The 19,002-nt window shown below is 63.3% G+C and carries 19 protein-coding genes; 16 read left to right on the forward strand and 3 right to left on the reverse strand.

Going from position 1 to position 19,002, the window contains the following annotated elements; genetic code table 11:
• Nucleotides 1-7: 7 nt before the first annotated feature.
• Complete coding sequence (locus tag H5T65_02785) at nucleotides 8-796, reverse strand: SDR family oxidoreductase (protein ID MBC7258151.1); 789 nt, start codon at nucleotides 794-796, stop codon at nucleotides 8-10.
• Between the two features lie 307 nt (nucleotides 797-1,103).
• Here H5T65_02785 and H5T65_02790 point away from each other — a divergent pair, with 307 nt between their 5' ends.
• The 16 genes from H5T65_02790 (at nucleotide 1,104) to H5T65_02865 (ending at nucleotide 16,372) form a co-directional block, all read left to right on the forward strand.
• Nucleotides 1,104-2,231, forward strand: coding sequence for a DUF917 domain-containing protein (locus H5T65_02790; GenBank protein ID MBC7258152.1), 1,128 nt, complete (start codon nucleotides 1,104-1,106; stop codon nucleotides 2,229-2,231).
• Nucleotides 2,228-3,376 (forward strand): hypothetical protein, encoded by a 1,149-nt coding sequence (locus tag H5T65_02795; GenBank protein MBC7258153.1) that lies wholly within the window; start codon nucleotides 2,228-2,230, stop codon nucleotides 3,374-3,376. The genes H5T65_02790 and H5T65_02795 overlap by 4 nt, the downstream gene beginning before the upstream one ends.
• Before the next feature lie 5 nt (nucleotides 3,377-3,381).
• Nucleotides 3,382-4,227, forward strand: coding sequence for an IclR family transcriptional regulator (locus tag H5T65_02800; protein MBC7258154.1), 846 nt, complete (start codon nucleotides 3,382-3,384; stop codon nucleotides 4,225-4,227).
• A 31-nt stretch (nucleotides 4,228-4,258) separates the two neighbouring features.
• A complete protein-coding gene (locus tag H5T65_02805) occupies nucleotides 4,259-5,242 on the forward strand; it encodes a sugar kinase (protein MBC7258155.1) in 984 nt (327 codons plus the stop codon).
• An 11-nt stretch (nucleotides 5,243-5,253) separates the two neighbouring features.
• Nucleotides 5,254-5,910 (forward strand): bifunctional 4-hydroxy-2-oxoglutarate aldolase/2-dehydro-3-deoxy-phosphogluconate aldolase, encoded by a 657-nt coding sequence (eda, locus tag H5T65_02810; GenBank protein ID MBC7258156.1) that lies wholly within the window; start codon nucleotides 5,254-5,256, stop codon nucleotides 5,908-5,910.
• Nucleotides 5,907-6,656 carry a flavodoxin family protein gene (locus H5T65_02815; GenBank protein MBC7258157.1) on the forward strand — a complete coding sequence of 250 codons (750 nt, stop codon included), beginning with the start codon at nucleotides 5,907-5,909 and terminating at the stop codon, nucleotides 6,654-6,656. Before eda ends, H5T65_02815 begins: the two co-directional genes overlap by 4 nt.
• 6 nt (nucleotides 6,657-6,662) lie before the next feature.
• A complete protein-coding gene (locus H5T65_02820) occupies nucleotides 6,663-7,151 on the forward strand; it encodes a 4Fe-4S dicluster domain-containing protein (protein ID MBC7258158.1) in 489 nt (162 codons plus the stop codon).
• 10 nt (nucleotides 7,152-7,161) lie between these two features.
• Nucleotides 7,162-9,075: an aldehyde ferredoxin oxidoreductase family protein gene (locus H5T65_02825; protein ID MBC7258159.1), complete on the forward strand. Its 1,914-nt coding sequence runs from the start codon at nucleotides 7,162-7,164 to the stop codon at nucleotides 9,073-9,075.
• An 18-nt stretch (nucleotides 9,076-9,093) separates the two neighbouring features.
• Entirely contained in the window at nucleotides 9,094-9,384 is a 291-nt protein-coding gene (locus H5T65_02830; protein ID MBC7258160.1) for a MoaD/ThiS family protein, read from the forward strand.
• Nucleotides 9,385-9,500: 116 nt separating this feature from the next.
• Nucleotides 9,501-11,189, forward strand: a complete 1,689-nt coding sequence (locus H5T65_02835; GenBank protein MBC7258161.1) for an ABC transporter substrate-binding protein — start codon at nucleotides 9,501-9,503, stop codon at nucleotides 11,187-11,189.
• A gap of 104 nt (nucleotides 11,190-11,293) precedes the next feature.
• Nucleotides 11,294-12,304, forward strand: a complete 1,011-nt coding sequence (locus H5T65_02840; protein MBC7258162.1) for an ABC transporter permease — start codon at nucleotides 11,294-11,296, stop codon at nucleotides 12,302-12,304.
• Between the two features lie 124 nt (nucleotides 12,305-12,428).
• Entirely contained in the window at nucleotides 12,429-13,226 is a 798-nt protein-coding gene (locus H5T65_02845) for an ABC transporter permease (protein ID MBC7258163.1), read from the forward strand.
• Entirely contained in the window at nucleotides 13,223-14,224 is a 1,002-nt protein-coding gene (locus H5T65_02850) for an ABC transporter ATP-binding protein (protein ID MBC7258164.1), read from the forward strand. Before H5T65_02845 ends, H5T65_02850 begins: the two co-directional genes overlap by 4 nt.
• Entirely contained in the window at nucleotides 14,202-15,155 is a 954-nt protein-coding gene (locus H5T65_02855; GenBank protein MBC7258165.1) for an ABC transporter ATP-binding protein, read from the forward strand. Before H5T65_02850 ends, H5T65_02855 begins: the two co-directional genes overlap by 23 nt.
• A gap of 4 nt (nucleotides 15,156-15,159) precedes the next feature.
• Nucleotides 15,160-15,918: an SDR family oxidoreductase gene (locus H5T65_02860; GenBank protein MBC7258166.1), complete on the forward strand. Its 759-nt coding sequence runs from the start codon at nucleotides 15,160-15,162 to the stop codon at nucleotides 15,916-15,918.
• Between the two features lie 16 nt (nucleotides 15,919-15,934).
• Complete coding sequence (locus H5T65_02865; protein ID MBC7258167.1) at nucleotides 15,935-16,372, forward strand: hypothetical protein; 438 nt, start codon at nucleotides 15,935-15,937, stop codon at nucleotides 16,370-16,372.
• A gap of 14 nt (nucleotides 16,373-16,386) precedes the next feature.
• Here the strand turns inward: H5T65_02865 and H5T65_02870 are convergent, their stop codons facing one another.
• Together H5T65_02870 and H5T65_02875 are read right to left on the reverse strand one after the other, a co-directional pair.
• Complete coding sequence (locus H5T65_02870; protein ID MBC7258168.1) at nucleotides 16,387-17,517, reverse strand: hypothetical protein; 1,131 nt, start codon at nucleotides 17,515-17,517, stop codon at nucleotides 16,387-16,389.
• Between the two features lie 342 nt (nucleotides 17,518-17,859).
• Nucleotides 17,860-18,807 carry a zinc-binding dehydrogenase gene (locus tag H5T65_02875; protein MBC7258169.1) on the reverse strand — a complete coding sequence of 316 codons (948 nt, stop codon included), beginning with the start codon at nucleotides 18,805-18,807 and terminating at the stop codon, nucleotides 17,860-17,862.
• Between the last annotated feature and the right edge of the window lie 195 nt (nucleotides 18,808-19,002).

Raw genomic sequence — 19,002 nt, forward strand, 5'->3', positions numbered from 1 at the left:
CGCCTCCTCATTGAGATGCCGTAATGCCGCCATCGGCGAAGATGATCTGCCCCGTGATGAAGTCCGACGCAGGCGCCGACAGGTACACCGCCAACGCCGCAATGTCCTTCGGCTCCGCAATCCGCCCCAACGGTATCCGCGCCACCAACGGATTGTAGAACTCCGGATCCGCCAACATGTGCGCCACCAACTCCGTCCGCACAAACGTCGGCGCAATCCCGTTCACCGTGATCCCGTACTTCGCCCACTCCGTCGCCAAGTGCTTGATCATCATGTTCATCCCGCCCTTGCTCGCGCAGTACGACACATACCCACGCTTCGGCAACCCCAACATGCTCCGCACCGAACTGATGTGAATGTGCTTCCCGCCGCCGCGCTCCACCTGCTCCCGCGCCACCGCCTGCGATAAGAAGAACGCCGCCTTCAGGTTCAAGTCCAGCGCGTAGTCCCAGTCCTCCTCCGTGTACTCCAGCGCAGGCGCCTCCCGCAGTATCCCCACGCTGTTCACCACCACGTCTATCTTCCCAAACCGCTTCGCCACCTCGGGCACAAACGCCCGCACTTCGGCCACATTCAGCACGTCCAGCGCCGCGCCCCACGCCTTGCCCCCTTGCTCGTTGATGCGCGCCGCCAGCGCCTCGGCCTTGGACCCGGTGCGCCCGCACACCACCACCGTCGCCCCGAAGGCCGCCAGCGCCTCGCAGATGGCCGCGCCGATCCCGCCCGCGCCCCCTGCCACCAGCGCCACCTTCCCGCTCAAATCGTACAGTTTGCGATAGTCGTCAAGTGAGGACATACTTTCATCTCCTTTCGTAGGTTTTCACATCCGGAGAACCCAACTGCCCAAATTCTAACGTTGTAACTTACTATCCATTGTAGCACACTCTGTCCCAGACGTCAAGCGTTTCGGGCCATGTTAGCACACCGGTGCATTCACGGCAGAGGTAAACTCTTGACAACGCGCGAAATTCCGTGTATACTATTATCGGTCAGTAAAAATCATTTTCATAGAACAAAAACCCTAGCGCGCCGCGTGAGGGCCTTTCCCTTATGGCGACGCTTTCGTTACATCTCGTCCAGCCCGTTTGTAGCGGAGGTTGCTTATGCCGGTCTATTCATTTACACCCGCGGACGTGGAACCCCTCTTGGAAGGCTTGGCCATCCTGGGCACGGGCGGCGGAGGCTCCCCCGAATGGGGCAAGGCTATCATGCAGAATGACTTCGCCCACAATCGGCACCCCCAGATTATCCCCCTGGAAGAAATCGCCGACGACGCAACCGTGGTCTCGGGCGGCATCATGGGGTCGGTCAAGAAACTGGAAGAGTTTGGCACCGACGCCATCATGGCCCACTGGGAGGAGCGATTTGAACTGGAAGCCGTAACCCGCGTGATGGAGGGCATCCTGGGCCGCAAGATAGACCACATGGTTCCGTTTGAGGTGGGCGGGCTGAACACGCCGGTGGTGCTGTCGTTGGGGGCGCGCTTGGGCATCCCCATCATTGACGGCGACGCCCTGGGCCGGTCCGCGCCGGAGACCCAGATGACCAGTTTCATCGGCCATGGCGTCTCGCTTACGCCGATGCCGCTCATAGACTACTACGGCAACGTGGTGATTGTCCAGAGCGCGGTCAGTCCCACGTACCCCGATCAACTGGGCCGATGGGTTGTGAGCAATGGCGGCGGGCTGGGCGCCAACAACCACTACCCGATGACCGGGCGCCAGGCGAAGCAGGCGGTGGTCCCCGGAACCATCAGCAAAGCGCTGCACCTGGGCCGCGCCGTGCAAGCCGCGCGGCGACTGGGTGGCGACCCGATTTCGGTGATCGCCGCCGAGATGAAGGGAAAACGCCTCTTCACCGGTCGGATTCTCAGGCTGGACGAAGAGGAGAGACTGGGCTTCTATTTCACGACGGCCACCATTCAGGGTGAAGGGGCGCACCGAGGCCAGACGGCGCGGCTCGTGATCAAGAACGAGACCATGCTCCTGGAGATTGACGGCAAGGTGCGGGCCATGTTCCCCGACCTGGTGCTGCTCCTTGACCCTACCACGGGCCGTGGGCTGATGAGCGTGGAACTGAAGGCAGGGACGGAGGTGGCGCTGGTGGGTGCGCCTTGCCATGAGCGCCTGCGCGAAGCCGTGCGCACGGACGTCGGAGCACAAGCCTTCAGCCCCGAACGGTACGGTCGCCCTGACTTGACCTATCGTCCCTTGGAGGAGTTGGCGGGATGAACAGCCGGGAACGTGTCCTTGCGGCGCTGGCGCACCGCGAACCCGACCGCGTGCCGGTGGATTTCGGCAGCACGTGGATCACCACCATCACGATCCCGAAGTACGAAGAACTCAAGCGGCATCTGGGCATAGATAGCCCCACGGTCGTCATGGAGCGGTCCCAGCAGGTGTGCATGGTGGACGAACGCATTCTGGACATCTTCCATGTGGACACCGTTGGCGTTTTCTACGGCCCGCCCGAGTTGGAACGCAATCAGTTCGTGGAACTGGGCGAAAACGTTTACCGCGATTCTTGGGGCATCACCTGGCACAAGCCGCCGACATCCCACTACTTTGACATGCTCAAGCCCCCGTTGGGCGGCGAGATCACGATCCACGACGTGCTGAATCATCCATGGCCCGACCCGCACGACCCGGGCTACACCCGCGGACTTCGCGAGCGCGTCCGCAAACAGCGCGAGTCCACGGATCGGGCGTTGGTGCTCAACCTGTCCATCTGGGTGCTGCAGTGTAGCCAATTCGTGCGCGGGTTTGAGGATTGGTTTGTGGACCTGATCGCCCAACCTCGGTTGATGGAGGCGATTTTTGACGCCATCACCGAGTCGCTGCTCGGCGTGGTGGAGGATGTTCTGGACGAGGTGGGCGATTTGGTGGATGTGGTCTCGGTGTCCGACGACATGGGGCATCAGGACAGGACCTGCATCCGGCCCGAACTGTACCGCAAACTCATCAAGCCCCGACATGCGCGGCTGATGGAGGCCATCAAGTCGCGGACGCGGGCGCCCGTCATGTGGCACACCTGCGGGTCGGTGTACGACCTGCTGGACGACCTGATTGACATGGGCGTGGACGCCCTGAATCCGGTGCAGACCGACGCCGCCAAGATGGAGCCCGAACGGCTCAAGCGGGATTACGGCGACCGCCTGACGTTCTGGGGCGGCATAGATGCGATTCGCGTCCTGCCCTTCGGCACGCCGCAGGATGTGGAAGACGAAGTGAAGCGCAAGATTCGGGTGTTCGCGCCCGGCGGGGGCTACATCCTCAATTCCGTTCACAACATTCAGCCCAACGTGCCCCTGGAAAACCTGTTTGCCATGTTTGAGGCCGCGCAGAAGCACGGTCGCTACCCTATCGCGGAGGGATGACTCGCATGCAGAGCAAATCTGCGGAGAACGAACGGTACCATATCCGGGCGGTGCTCCGCGCGCTGGATGTCCTGGAGGCCTTCTCTACGGACGAGCCCGCGTTGTCGCTGATGGAGGTGAGCGACCGAATCGGGCTGAACCCAAGTACCACGTTCCGGCTCCTGGCGACGCTGGAGAGTCGGGGCTACGTGGAGCAGGATGAGGCCACGGGGCGGTATCGGGTCGGCGTCAGCATCCTGAAGCCCACCAGCACGTTCTTGGCTCACCTCAACGTCCGCGAGCGCGTGTACCCGTTCCTGGTGGAATTGCGCGACGCCAGCCGCGAGACGGTCCACCTGACAGTGTTGGATCCGCGCATGATGGAGGTCATCTATCTGGAGAAACTAGAGGGACTTCAGCCCATCGGCCTCATGAGTTCGCGGGTAGGCGGGAGGTCGCCGGCCTACTGCACGGCCGTTGGCAAGGCTCTGCTGGCCTATCAGGATCCGGGCATCGTCCGCGGGTTCTTCTCCAAGAACGGCATGAGGCGCTTCACCGCCAACACCATCACGACGGTGGACGCGCTGATGGAGGAATTGGAGCGCGTGCGGGAGCGCGGGTATGCGCTGGACAACGCCGAGCACGAGGAAGATGTGATGTGCGTCGCCATCCCACTTTGGAATCATCTGGGCACGGTGGTGGCTGCCATCAGCGTCTCGGGGCCGGTGGAGCGGATAACCCGTGCCATTCGCGAGGATGGGCTGGTGGAGCGGGTCCTGTCGGTGGGCAAGCGGGTCAGTCGGCAACTGGGAGCCTTGCCGTCGGGCGAAGCAATGCCCGGCAGGCAGGGCGTGCCCTACAGGGCAGTGTGAGCAACCATTCTTCAGCGGAGGCATCGTTGCCATGGACGTCGTTACCTTTGGAGAGACCATGATTCGTTTGGCGGCGCCGGGGTTCCAGCGCCTGGAGCAGGTTACTTCGCTGGCCGTAACGGTGGGCGGCGCAGAACTCAACGTGGCCACAGGCGTAGCGCGGCTCGGATTGAAGAGCGCGTGGGTCAGCCGCCTGCCCGACAACCCCCTGGGGCGCATGGCCCGCAACAAGGCCAACGAGTTCGGCGTGGACACGTCGCACATCGTCTGGACTTCTGAGGACCGCATGGGGCTGTACTTTGTGGAATACGGGGCCGCGCCCAGGGCCAGTTCGGTGCTGTACGACCGCGAAGGCTCGGCCATAAGCCGCATCCGGCCGGGCGAGGTGAAGTGGGACGAAGTGCTGCGCGGCGCCCACCTGTTCCACACCACCGGCATCACGCCCGCCCTGAGCGATTCGGCAGCCGCGGTGGTGGCCGAGGCGATGGAAGCGGCAAAGCGGCATGGCTGTCTGGTGAGTTACGACCTCAACTACCGCGCCAAACTGTGGAGCACGCAGAAGGCGCGGCAGGTGCAGGAGCCACTCATGCAGATGGTGGACATCCTCTCCACAACCGAGGAAGACACCGAGAAAGTCTTCGGCGTCAAGGCCGATTCCTATGTAGATGTGGCGCGCAAACTGATTGATCGCTTCGGGTTCAAGGTGGTTACCATCACCCTGCGGGAAACGCCCTCGGTGTGGCGCAACACCTGGACGGCCATTGCGGTGGACCGCGAGGGCAACGTGTACGACGACCGGGTGTACGACGTGGAGGTGGTGGACCGGGTGGGCGGCGGCGACGCCTATACCGCGGGCTTCTTGTATGGGTATCTGACGCAGGGCGTGGCGGCAGGCGTGCTGTACGGCAATGCCTTCTCGGTGTTGAAACAAACGTCGTGGGGAGATTTCAACTGGGCCACACTGGCCGAGGTGGAGGCGCTTCTGAAAGGCGCGGGGCTGCGCATCGTTCGCTAGGAGGTTCTCGCATGTTCAAGCAGGATGTCATCGCCCGAATTCTGCGCACGGGGGTCATCGCCATCGTGCGCCTGGACAGCGCCGAATCGCTGCAAAAGGTCGCGGATGCCATCCTTGAGGGCGGAGTGGACATCATTGAGTTCACCATGACGACACCCGGCGCGCTGGACATTCTGGAATCCGCGACGGCGAAATTCGGCGACAGGGTCATCCTTGGCGCGGGCACCGTGTTGGATCCGGAGTCGGCGCGCGCGGCCGTGCTGGCGGGGGCCCGATTTGTCGTCTCGCCCAACCTTAATCCCCGGACGGTGGGACTGTGCCATCGCTATGGCGTCGTGGCGGTGCCCGGCGTGTTGACGCCGACCGAGATTGTCGCCGCGATGGAGGCTGGGGCCGACCTCATCAAGGTGTTTCCGGCGTCGCTGGGCGGGCCGGAGTACATCAAGGCGGTACGAGCGCCTTTGCCGCAGGCCCCGCTTGTGCCCACTGGCGGCGTGGAGGTGGAGAACGCAGGCGACTACATCAAGGCCGGCGCGGTAGCCGTGGCCGTGGGGGGGAGCCTGGTGAACAAGAAGTGGGTCGCCGCGGGCGAGTTTGCCAAAATGACCGAGACGGCGCGCCGCTTGATGGAGACCGTGCAGGCTGCACGGGCGGGAGCAGAGGCATGAAGCCGCTGTCGCTCTTGGGCATATGCGGGAGTCCGCGTCGCACCGGCAACAGCCGATACCTACTGGAACTGGCGGTGGAGGAGGCGCAGAAGGCGGCTGGCGACCGAATGCAGGTTGAGGTGGTCAGCCTGGCCGGCTTGAAGATCGGCCCGTGCGTGTCGTGCTATACGTGCGGCAAGCGCAACGGCGAATGCTCCATCAAGGACGATTTCGCCGCTCTGCGGGACAAGTGGGCCGCCGCCGATGCCATCATCTACTCCATCCCGGTGTACCATCTGGGAATTCCGGGGCAACTCAAGTGCTTCATAGACCGCCTGGGCAACAGTCTGTGGAGTTACTACGGTGGGGTGGTGGCCAAGAGCCTGCGGGTCATCGGGATCATCGTCCAGGGCGCGCACATCTTTGCGGGCCAGGAGCAGGCAGCCACGCAACTCATCCACCACGCCCTGGTCATGGGTGGGATTCCGGTTACGGGAGACCCCTGGGAGTCGTACATCTCGGCGGCAGGGTGGACGCGCTGCGGCGACGGCAAGAACTCGCTGCGCGAGTTGGTGGCGCGAGGGGATGAGGATGCGCTGGTAACCGTGCGCGCGACTCAGAGCCTGGGCAGGCGCGTGGCGCAGATCGCCCTGTTGGTGCGCGCTGGCGGGCAGGCCCTGTACCCCGAACTGGCCGAAGACGGCGGGTATAGCATCTTTCTGGAGCGGCTGGAGAGGCCGGCAGATCACGCGCAGGGAAAGGAGTAGGCAACTATGGACGAGGCGCATATCGTGAACATCCACATCAACGCGGCCAAATGCACCGCCTGCAAGGCGTGCGAACTGGCCTGCTCGTTTACAAAGGAGGGTGTTTTCTCCCCCAGACTCTCGCGCATTCGCGTGATGCAATTGCACGATGTGGGCATGAACGTGCCGGTGGTGTGCGTCAACTGCGCCGACGCGCCGTGCATCGCCGCATGTCCGACGGGAGCCGTGCGCAGGGATGCGTCGGTGCCCGTGGTGCGCATTGACGAGGAAGAATGCATCGGGTGCGGGGATTGCGTGCGTGCGTGCCCGTTTGGAGCCGCCGACATGAACGAGGAGCGCGGCGTGGCGATAATGTGCGATCTTTGCGATGGCAGCCCTGTCTGCGTGGATCACTGCATCTACGGGGCGCTGTCTTTCGGCGAGGCCATGCCAACCGCGCAGGTGAAGCGCCTGGCGCACGCGCACACAGTTGCGGCGCAGTACCGTGGCCGATAGGAGGGGAGAAATGCTTCGCGACATCGCCAAACAGCGGCTTCTGCATGTGGATTTGTCCAAGCGCGCCACCTGGGTGGAGGACGTTCCGCTGGAGGATCTCCAGAAGTACCTGGGCGGGCGCGGCCTGGCGGCCAAATGGCTGTACGAGCAGGTGCCTGCCGGAGCCGACTCGCTGGGGCCTGAGAACGTCATCATCTTCAGCACCGGCACACTGACGGGTACCAGCGCCCCTTCGTCGGGCCGCTCGTCCATCACGACGAAAAGCCCGGCCACCGGTCTTTACCTGAAGGTTAGCGTGGGCGGCCACCTGGGCGCCGCCATCAAGTATGCCGGCTACGACTACCTGATGATTCACGGCGTGGCGTCCAGGCCGGTGTACCTGTGGATTGACGATGGGAAGGTGGAACTGCGCTCGGCAGAGCATCTGTGGGGCAAAGGGACCCGCGAGGTGGATGACCTCATCAAGGAGGAAATCGGCGACCCCACGATTCAGACCGGCATCATCGGCCCCGCCGCCGAGAATAAGGTGAAGTTCGCCTGCTTCATGGTCTCGCGCTACAACTCGGCTTCCCGCGGCGGCATCGGCGCCGTGTTCGGCAGCAAGAACCTGAAGGCCATCGCCGCCAGGGGCACGGGTGGCCTGCGGCCCGCCAGGGGCAAGGAGTTCTTCGCCCTGGCGCGGAAGGTGCGCGGGGCGCTCGCGGCCGATGCCGGCTCGGAGAGCCTGTACAATTGGGGCACCGCCGGTTCCATCCCCGGCCTCAACGAGATGGGCATGCTGGCGGCTTACAACTTCAGCCGCGTTACCATTGAACACGGAGAGCGGCTGAGCGGCCAGTACCTGTTGAGCGAGGGGTACCTCATCGGCCGGGAGTCGTGCTTCGCGTGTTCCACTGCGTGCCATCGTTTCGTGAAGAGCCGCTCGCCGAAATGGGGCGACGTGCTGGATTCCGGCCCCGAACTGGAGACGGTGATGAGCCTGGGCGCCGAGTGTGGCATCACCGACATTGAGGCCGTGCTCAAAGCCAATCAACTGTGCAACGACCTGGGAATGGATACCATATCCACGGGCCACGTTATCTCCTGGGCCATGGAGACCTACGAGAAGGGCCTGATTTCACCGAAGCAGGCGGACGGGCTGGACTTGCGCTTTGGCAACGCCGAGGCGCAACTGGCCCTGATTCAGCGCATCGCCCGCCGCGAGGGGCTTCTGGGCGACCTGCTGGCCGAGGGGACGCGCGCGGCCGCGGAAGAAATCGGCGGGGATTCCTGGAAGTGGGCCATTCAGGCGAAGGGGCTGGAGCAGTCGGCGGTGGATACCCGCGCCGCCAAGAGTTACGCCCTGGCCTTCGCCGTCAACCCGCGCGGCCCCGATCACCTCATGACGGAAACCTACGCGGAGTTTGGGTTCACCCAGGAATCGCGCGACGTCATCCGCAAGGTTACCGGCGATGAGAAGTACGCCGACCCCCGCCTGACCGAGAAGCGCGCCGAGATTGTCCTGTGGCACGAGCAGTGTTACGGGGCCAGTGAGGCGCTCGGGTTCTGCGTCTTCACGTCCACCGCGGCCTTCGCCGTGAATCCGGAGAACATGGCGCAGATGTTCAGCCTGGCCGTGGGCGTTCCCATGTCCGAGGAAGATTTGATGCTGGCGGCCCGCCGTATGGTTACCATTGAGAAATGCTTCAACGTGCGCGAGGGGGCGCGCCGTCAGGACGACCGCCTGCCCTGGCGCATGATGAACGAGCCTGTGCCCGATGGGCCGAACAAGGGGATGATTACCGACGCCGCCATGCTGGAGAACTTGCTGGACCAGTACTACACGGCGCACGGCTGGGACCTGGAGACCAGCATCCCCCGACAAAGCACGCTGAAGTTCCTGGGGCTGGATTCGGTGTGCGTGGGCATTCCGCAGATTCCGTGATGCAGCGAGGGATGCGAGATGGCCAGGGAGCGCGTGGGCATACGGTTGCGATTGTTCGGGCTGAGCCACCCCCAGAGCGGCCGCATGGAAGAGGAACTCGTGGCGTACAGCGAGGGGGTGACGGTGGGACAGCTCTGGACCGACTTGCAGCGTCGGGCCGACCCGCGCGCCCCCCTGGCGAGCCTGCAAAGGGATATGGTGCTGGCGCTGGTGAACGGCGTTCCGGTGCAGCGGCTGGCGGAGGGATGGGATGCACCCTTGCAGGAGGGCGACACCGTAACGTTTATGGTGAAGGCATTCGGAGGATAGACGCTTCACTGTGCCACGACTGGCGACGAAGGGAGGTGAGACAACAACAGATGCTGGCGGGTTTTCAACAGCGTGGTTACCCAAATCTGTAAGTTTAGGAGCAAGGAGGAGTTTCCATGCGTACCGATCGTTTGTTCAAGATTCTGGTTGTGATTGTCGTGCTGGGTGTTGCGGTGGCGGGGCTGGCGGCCTGCGCCAAGAAGGCTACGCCCACGGCGCCGCCGCCGTATGAGGCCAAGCCCTCCCCCACACCGGAGCCAACCACCCCACCGCCGCCCACGCCGACGCCTGTCCCAACCAAGCCCGTGATCGTCCTGGCGCTGGACAGCGACATTGACCACATTGAACTGATGGAGTTCCGGAGCGACGCGGGGTACTACGCGACGGCCAACCTGTATGAGCCGATGCTCCAGCAGAAACTGGTACCCGATGCCGACGGCACGGTGCTTGAAGGGCAACAGGAGTACGTGCCGGGTCTGGCCGAGTCGTTCGCCATAGCCCCCGACGGGAAGTCCATCACGCTGAAGATTCGTCAGGGCGCCAAGTTCGCGGATGGTGCCGAGATCACCGCCGAGTCCTTCAAACACACCTTTGACCGCGCGCTGACGTCTCCGCGCAGTTACATCCCGCTGCTCACCCAGTTCATGGGCTTCTCCAAGGCGGAAGATGTTGTGGTTGTGGACAAGTACACCCTGCGCATCAATCTCCAGCAGCAGGGCGCCCTGCTGATCCCGCAGTTGGCCTTCCAGGTGTTCGGCGCGATGGACCCGGCGACCACCAAGGCCCACGCCACGGCCGAGGACCCCTGGGCCCATGACTGGTACCGCAAGAATGCGAACCCCAGCGGGCCGTACATCCTTACCAAGTGGGAGCCTGGGGTGGAGTATGTCTTTGAGCCGAATCCCAACTACTGGCAAGGCCCCGACTTCTTCCAGAACTCCAAGGTCATCGCCAAGGTGGTGCCCTCGCCCGAGGATCGCGAGTTGCTGCTGAAGAAGGGCGACATTGACCTGGCGCTGGGCCTCCCGTTCAAGGACATTGACGCGCTCAAGGCCGACCCCAACGTGAAGGTCAAGGCCATCCACTACACCCGCCTGTTCTACCTGGGGATGAACAACAAGATCCCGCCGTTTGACAACGTCAAGGTGCGGCAGGCCATCTCCTACGGCATCCCGTATCAGACCATCCTGGACAAAGTGCTGTATGGCTACGGCCAGCGGGCCTACTCGCCCATCCCCAAGGGGATGCCGCTGCACAACCCGTCCTTCTGGAACTACGAAACGGATACGGCGAAGACCGCCCAGTTGCTGAAAGAGGCGGGCGTCTCCAACCTCAAGTTGGAACTGTCGGTCCGCCAGTCCATCCCCTGGGACGTGGATGCTGCCGTGTGGATTCAGGCGTCCCTGGCCGAGGCGGGTGTGGATGTGACCGTCAACCGCATGACCGACGCCGACTTCTTCGACAAACTCAATAAGCACGAGTTGCCGTTCTTCATTCACGACTGGTATTCGTGGGGCAACGACCCTGCGTTCCAGTTGACATTCCTACTGAAGTGCGGCGCATTCACCAACTACGCCGACTACTGCAACCCACGCGTGGATGAACTGATTGAGCAGGCGACGTGGACGGTGGATCAGGCGGCACGCCAGAAAATGCTGGACGAGGCGCAGCAGATCATCGTGAGCGAGGCCCCGTGGGCGTACCTGCATCAGCCCGACTGGATCGTGGCGATGAACAAGGACTTTTACGGCTTCGCCAAACTGGATGACCTGTGCCTGCGGTTCGCCTACATGGGCAAGAAGTAGCGTGGGCATCGTTCTGGGGATTCTGTGAGGACGTCGGCCTCCGATGTGCGGGCCTCGGAGGCCGACGTCAAGATCATACTGGGGTGGAGAAGGCTTTGGGATCGCTGAGACGATATGCACTGCGCAGACTTGCGCTGGCTTTTGTAACGCTGTGCGGCGTCGTGGTGGTGGTGTTTATCATCACGCGCATTCTGCCCGGGAACCCCGCGGCGGTGCGCGTTGGCCCATACGCGAAGCCGGAACTGCTGGCGCAAGTAGAGAAGGAGATGGGCCTGGACAAGCCCTTGCCTGTCCAGTTTGTGAACTACGTGGCGAAACTGGCGCGCGGCGACATGGGCAAAAGTTGGCGCACCGGCCAGCCGGTCCAGCAAGACCTGTGGCAGCGCCTGCCCGCGACGCTGGAACTGGCCCTGGCGGCCACGCTGATTGCCATCTTTGTCGGCGTCATCCTGGGCATCCTCGCGGCGCTGTTTCACAACTCGTGGTTTGACCAGGTGGTGCGCATCTTCACCATCTTCGGGGCTTCCACGGCGCTGTTTTGGCTTGCGCTTGTCTTTATCTTCGTGTTCTACTATCGGCTGGGGTGGGCCGCGTCTCCTCTCGGGAGGCTCACCGTCGGGATAGAGCCGCCCGCGCGAATCACGGGCATGTTCGTTGTGGACAGCGCCCTCACGGGCAACACCGCCGCGCTGAAGGACTCGCTACATCATCTGGCGTTGCCGGCGTTCACGTTGGCCTTCGTGGTGAGCGCCCCCATCACCAAGATTGTGCGCGCGGGGATGCTGGACCAACTGAACGCTGACTACATCCGCACCGCCAAGACCATCGGCGTGCCGATGCGCGAAATCCTGTGGCGCGACGCGCTGCGCAACGCGATGATTCCGATTTTGACCACCATCGGCATCGTGTTCGGCTACCTGATGGCGGGCAACGTGCTGGTGGAGATGATCTTCGCCTGGCCGGGCATCGGCTCCTATGCATGGATGGCCCTGCTCAACAAGGACTTTGAGGCGATCCAGGGGTTTGTGCTCCTCATCGCGGCCATGTACGTGCTCCTCAACCTGGCCATTGACCTGCTGTACAGCGTGGTAGACCCCAGGATACGCCTGGGTTAGCCTTGATTCTCAGGAGTGAACAGCATTGGTAAGTGAACCGCTCACAGTACCCCGACAGAGAGAACAAGCGGCGCGTGAGGGCAGAGCCTGGCGCGCCTGGTATGTCCTGCGGTCGCATCCTTCCATGATTGCAGGGCTGGTACTCCTTGCCATTGTCCTCTTCGTAACCATCTTCGGGCCGGCGCTGGTCCCGTACAAGCCGCTGAAGACGGACCCGGAGAATCGCCTGTTGCCGCCTTCGGCGCTGCACCCGATGGGCACCGACGCTTTCGGGAGAGATATCCTGTCGCGAGTGGTGCACGGCGCCCGCCTAGACCTGCTCATCGCCTTCTCGGTGGTGGCCATCGCGCTCGGTATCGGCGTCTTCGTGGGCATGTTCAGCGGCTACTACGGGGGGAAGGTGGACGATGTGGTGATGCGCATCACGGACGTGATCCTGGCGTTCCCGTCGTTCATCCTAGCGCTGGCCATCACGGCTATCCTGGGCAACAGCATCCCGAACGTGATCATCGCCATCGCCATCGCGTACATCCCATACTTCGTGCGGCTGACCCGCGGCGAGGTGCTCAGCGCGAAGGAGCGGGAGTACGCCGAGGCAGCCCGCTGCGTCGGCAACTCCAACTGGCGCATCATCTACCTGCACCTGCTGCCCAACTGCCTGACTCCCGCGCTGGTTCAGGCCACGCTGTGCCTGGGGTGGGCCATCCTGGACGCATCGGGGTTGGCGTTCCTGGGGCTGGGCATCCGCCCGCCGACGCCGGAGTGGGGCGTCCTCGTGAGCGAGGGATCCCGAGACATCATAGGCGGGCAGTGGTGGACCTCGTTCTTTCCGGGTGCGGTCATCGTGCTTACGGCGTTCGGGTTCAATCTGGTCGGGGATAGCCTTCGGGACGTAACGTCCCCCACGGAGGCGGTACAATGACCGCGCACGACGAGCCTCTCCTTGCAATTCGTTCGCTGAGTGTGAGTTTCCCGCGCTACAATCAGCGCGTGCGTGTGCTGGACCGGGTGTCCTTCAGCGTGGACCGCGGGGCCTTCGTGGGGCTTGTGGGCGAAAGCGGCTCGGGCAAGACGTTGAGTTCGCTCACGGCCATGGGGTTCTTGCCGCCCTCGGCGCGCGTGGACGAAGGGGAGATCTGGCTGAACGGCCAGAACCTGCTGGCGCTGTCGCCCGAAGAGATGACCCGATTGCGCGGGCGCAAGATCGCCATGATCTTCCAGAGCACCCGCAGCGCGCTGAACCCCATGATGCGCGTGGGCGATCAGGTGGCCCGCGCGATCCGCATCCAGAAGCGGGTGGGCGGCAAGGAAGCCTACGCTGAGGCCGTCCGCCTGCTGGCGCGGGTGGGGATCGCCGACGCGGAGAAGCGGGCGCGCGCCTATCCTCACCAACTGAGCGGCGGCATGTGCCAGCGGGTGCTGGTGGCCATGATGCTGGCCTGCCGACCCGCCCTGCTCATCGCCGACGAGCCCACCACCGGCCTGGACGTAACAATACAGGCCCAAATTTTTGAGATGTTCCTGGAGATTCAGCGGGAAATCGGCGCGTCGGTTCTCCTGATCACGCACGACCTGGGGGTTGTCGCCGAGACCTGCCAGCGTGTGGTTGTGATGTACGCTGGCCAGATTATGGAAAGCGCGCCGGTGGCGTCGCTGTTTGCGTCGCCGCTGCACCCCTACACGCGGATGCTCATGCGCTCGGTGTTGCGGGTGGACCGCCGCGTGGAGCCACCCGACGCCGCTTCCGTCATGAAAGAGGAGATCACGTACAGCATCCTGGGATGCCGATTCGCGCCGCGCTGTCCGGTGGCTCTGCCCATCTGCTGGGAGCAGAAGCCGGATGCCGAGAGCGCGGAGAACGACCATCAGGTAGCCTGTTACAATTGGCGAGGGACGAATGGAACCGGTCATTCGGGTTGATAATTTGCGCAAGGCCTTCCGCGAAGGACGATCTGTCATCTGGGCTGTGAACGGCGTGAGCCTGGAAATCTACCCGGGGGAGGCCGTGGGCCTGGTGGGGGAAAGCGGATGCGGCAAGACGACCACGGCGCGATGCGTGCTCCGCCTGGTGGAGCCGACCGAGGGGCGGGTGTTCTTTCAGGGCGCCGACATGGCCCAATGGAGCGGCGGCCACCTGCGCCGTCAGCGCCGTTTCTTCCAGATGGTGTTCCAGGATCCGAACACCTCGCTGAACCCTCGGTTCACGGTGCGCCGCACGCTGGCCGAGCCGCTGCGTCTGCACGGCCTGGCAAGCAGCCGCAGGGCGACCGAGGAGATGCTCTGCGAGACGATGCTACGCGTGAATTTGGAGCCGCGCCTGCTGGAACGCTACCCGCACCAGTTGAGCGGGGGCCAGAAGCAGCGCGTGGGCATCGCGCGGGCCATCATCACGAATCCCCGATTCATCGCCCTGGACGAACCCACATCGTCGTTGGACATGTCCATCCGCATTCAGATACTGAGCCTGCTTCAGCGGTTGCAGAACGAGATGAACATGGCCTACCTGTTCATCTCACACGATTTGAGCGCCGTTCGTTTTCTGTGCAGCCGCGTATTCGTGATGTACCTGGGCAGGGTTGTGGAGGCAGGCCCGGTGGATGAGATCTTTGAGCGGCCTGCGCATCCCTATACGCGGGCACTACTCTCAGCGATCCCGATCCCGGACCCGAAACTGAAGCGGCAGCGGATTATCCTGGAAGGCGAGCCGCCCAGCCTGTTCAACCTGCCGCCAGGGTGCGGGTTCTACGACCGTTGCTGGGCGAGAAAGCCCTCCTGTCGCGGAGAAATGCCGCCGTTCAGGGATGTCGGAGACGGCCATTTTGTCGCATGTTTTGCAGAGGTGGAGGAGTAGGTTTATGGAAGCGTTCTCTCTGAAAGGAAAGCACGTGTTGATCACCGGAGGTTCGCGACATCTTGGCGCGGTGGTAGCGCGCCGATTCGCAGCGTTGGGCGCCAACCTGACCATCAACCACTGGCAGGACGCGGAGAAAGCCGAAGAACTCCGGCGCGACCTTGAGGCGCAAGGGCATCGCGTTCGGGTGGTAGAGGCCGACGTGAGCCAGAGCGCCCAGGTGCGGGCGCTAGTCGCCGAGGCGGTGGCAGCCTTCGGCCCCGTGGATGTGCTCATTCACTGCGCCGGCCCCTTCGCCATGACGCCCTTCACCCAGATGGACGAGAAGGAGTGGGACAATATCCTGGGCGTCAACGTGAAGGCCGCCTATCTGCTTGTCAAAGAAGTGGCGCCGAAGATGAAGGAGCGCGGCTGGGGGCGCGTGATTTTGATGGCGGCGGGTTCGGCCTTCATCCGCACCCATTCCATTTACACCCTGGCGAAGTCCGCGGTCATCACCCTTACGGAGGAATTGGCGGTGGAGTTGGGGCCTGAAATCACCGTCAACGCCATCGCGCCCGGGCAGATTTACGAGAGCGCTGCGATGATGGACGCTTTTGAGCCTGGGTTCTCCGACCGCGCCACCCAGGCTGCGCCGCTGAAGCGGCTGGTAACACGCCCTGAAGTCGCCGAGATGATGGCGCTGATTTGCACCTCGCCGGCGATGCAGTCGGTTACCGGGCATACCTTCGTGATGGATGGCGGCTGGCGGCTCACGGCATAGCGAGCGGGAGGTTGCGATGACGCACGAGGCACCGACCCAAGCCCCGGTGGACTGGGAGGCCTTTCGGCAGTCCATGGGGTACACGCCGGAGGAACTGGAGGCGTTTCGCTCCCATGCGAACAATGCGTATGTGGTGGAGAACGCGCAGCGCCTGGACCGTTGGGTGATCGTGGCCGAAGTGGTGGACTCGCACGGGTGCGCGGCGGGGCACAAGGTGGGCGACAAACTGTACTTTTCGCCCCACGGTGTGCTGGAGACCGAGAAAGGCCCCGCGCGCATCTGCGTGCAGGCAATCCCCGCATTGGCGTCGGCGGTGGCGGTGTTCCAGGAGCGCATCATCGCGGGCCTGACGCCCGACCCGTACCTCTTCCGCCATGTGGGTTGCGTGGACGTGGGGGTGGCCTGCGGAGGCTGGGGGCACATTGCGTTCAAGTTATACGCGCTCCCACGCTGACCACTTGGCGCAGGCTACGAAAGCCGATGGCCGGTGGCCGCCTCTAGCATGGCGGATAGGTTCTCGGGGGGCGTATCGGCCTGGATGTTGTTGGTAGCGCTGAGCACGTAGCCGTCGGGCCCCAGGGTGTGAATCATGCGCACGACGGCCTCGCGCAGTTCCTCGGGCGTGGCCCGCGGCAAGACATGGGCCACGTCTATCCCGCCCCAGAAGCAGAGGTCGCGCCCGAATTCGCGTTTCAGGCGCGCGGGGTCCATGCCCACCGCCGAGATCTGCACCGGATTGAGCACGTCCACCCCGATTTCCACCAGGTCGCCGATGAGGGGGTAGATGGCGCCGCAGGTGTGGTACACGACTTTGGCGCGGGTCTTGGCATGAATCATGTCCAGGTAGCATCGCTGCCTGGGCTTGATGAGGCGGCGATAGAGGGCCGGCGACATCATGGGGCGGTCGTGGGTGCCCAGGTCGTCGGCGAACATGACAGCGTCGGCCAGGTCTCCCGCGGCTTCCAGCATGCGCTGTGTGATGGCGTACTGGACGTCCAGCACGGCGTCCAGGAGGGCTTCAGCCAAACGCGGGGCGCGCAGCATGTCCACGAACAGGTTCTCCATGCCGCGGAGGAAGGTGGCCTGGTGCAGGAGGCCGACGGGTAGGCACAGGATCACCGCATACCCTGCGGCGCGTCCTCTCTGTGCTTCGTCGCGCAGCCCTTCCACATAGCCCGGATCGTCAGGGTCAGGCCAGGGGTATCGGACGATGGCGTCCAGAGAGCATTCGGCGGCGAGCGGCTCGTGGCTGACGTAGTAATGCCCGCCGCCGGGAGGGCGGCTGCGAACGACGCCCCATTCGTCGCGGTACGAGCCGTCGGGGAACGATTCTTCGGGCGGGTGGCGCGGGCCGCGGGGGAGGACAGACCAGGTGTCAATGCCGAACCGTTGCCGAATGTCGTCTTCTACCCGCGCGATTTGGGAGCGGCGGCTGGCGATGACCGTGGGCGTATCCAGTCCGAGGTAAGCCTTCCATGCCGCGTAGGCATCCACGTTGACGCCAGTGGCGTAACTTCCGCCCACATCCACGGGGATGCGGTCGGGCGTGCCGTGGTTCAGCGCCATAACGACGCGCTCGCGCGGGGTCAGTGTGGGCATGGGAATCCTCCCGGTGCGACTGCGGTTAGTGTAGCCTGTGCGGCTGCGTGGGTCAAATTGGGGGATGGGCTATCGCAAATCCAGCAAATCCGCAAACTGGCGAGGGGTAACAGCGGATGGTGCACTCCAAAGGGCTGAACTGCGCTCCAATGCGGCCAGACATCTGCTATTCTCGCAGATGCAAATGCACCCTGGCATACCGAAATGCTTCCGGCATGACCAGAATGCGCGGGTTCCTGCCAACGTAACGCTCGGCGCAACGCAGTGCCTGGTCAAATGTTTTCGTCGGGATACAGCCCATACCCCGCGCGTAACTGGGTGACTTCGCACCGGGGATGAAAACTACGCTTGCACGTTGATGCGCGATCGCCCCCATGGAAACCATAGACAACGCATGAGCGGGATGAGCGGCTTCGCGTCAATCACGCCCTGGCACACCATGCGAAAAGCACGCTCCAGGGAAAGGGGCGTAAGATGATAAACGCCAAAGATGGACATCTCGTCGTAGTGAATCCGAGTGGAATTCACTTCAACCATAGTGCCTTCAGGCAGGCCCCCAAACCACTCCACGCGCGCCCCCTTGCGGGCCACATCCAGCGCCGTTAGCCAGGCCGCCTTGACCCCTGCACACTCTATGACCACATCGGCGCCGCGGCCATCCGTAAGTTCGCGCACGGCCTCCACCGGATCCTGGGCTGCGGAATTGATCACCGCCGTAGCCCCCAAGGCCCTCGCGACGGCCAGCCGCCTATCGTTGACATCCACGGCGATCACCGGCGACGCACCTTGCCTCAGCGCCAGTTGAACGTGCATCAGACCGATCGGCCCGCCGGCACCTATGACTGCCACGCTCTCACCCGCTTGAATGCGCAGCAAGTCCTGGCCGTGCACCACGCAAGCCAACGGTTCGGTAATGGCCGCCTCACGGTAACTCAGGTGATCCGGCAGTACAAAAGTGTTCTGTCTTACCAGGCGGCCAGGGATGCGGATGTACTCGGCGAAAGCGCCCAAATTCACCATCAGGTCCTCGCACAGATTCGGCTGCCCGCGCTTGCAAAAGTAGCACCGGTTGCATGGGGCCGTGTTGCCGCTGACCACGCGCATCCCCACTTCAAAGCCCCTTACCTCTGACCCAACCGCCACCACATCACCGGCGAATTCGTGGCCGAACAAAGTCGGCGGGATATACTTGGGATGCCCGCGCTTGAACGTTTTTACATCCGTGCCACAGGTCAGCGCCGTCCTGACACGAACCAACAAGTCTTCCGGTCCGATCTCCGGTATGGGCATACGCCGAAAAGAAAGCGCACCTGGGCCCATGTACACTGTAGCCCACATTGTGTTGTCCGTCATCGATTGTGCCTCCTTACGGGAGACTGCGGGGATGTCTGAGCAAGTGTGCGGCGCAAAAGATGTACGCCCTCTGTACAAGAGTTCGCAGCCACATACCTATTCTACAACCTGTCTGTGCAAAAGTCAACGAGG

It is taken from the genome of Chloroflexota bacterium (assembly GCA_014360805.1).
GTDB lineage: Bacteria > Chloroflexota > Anaerolineae > DTLA01 > DTLA01 > DTLA01.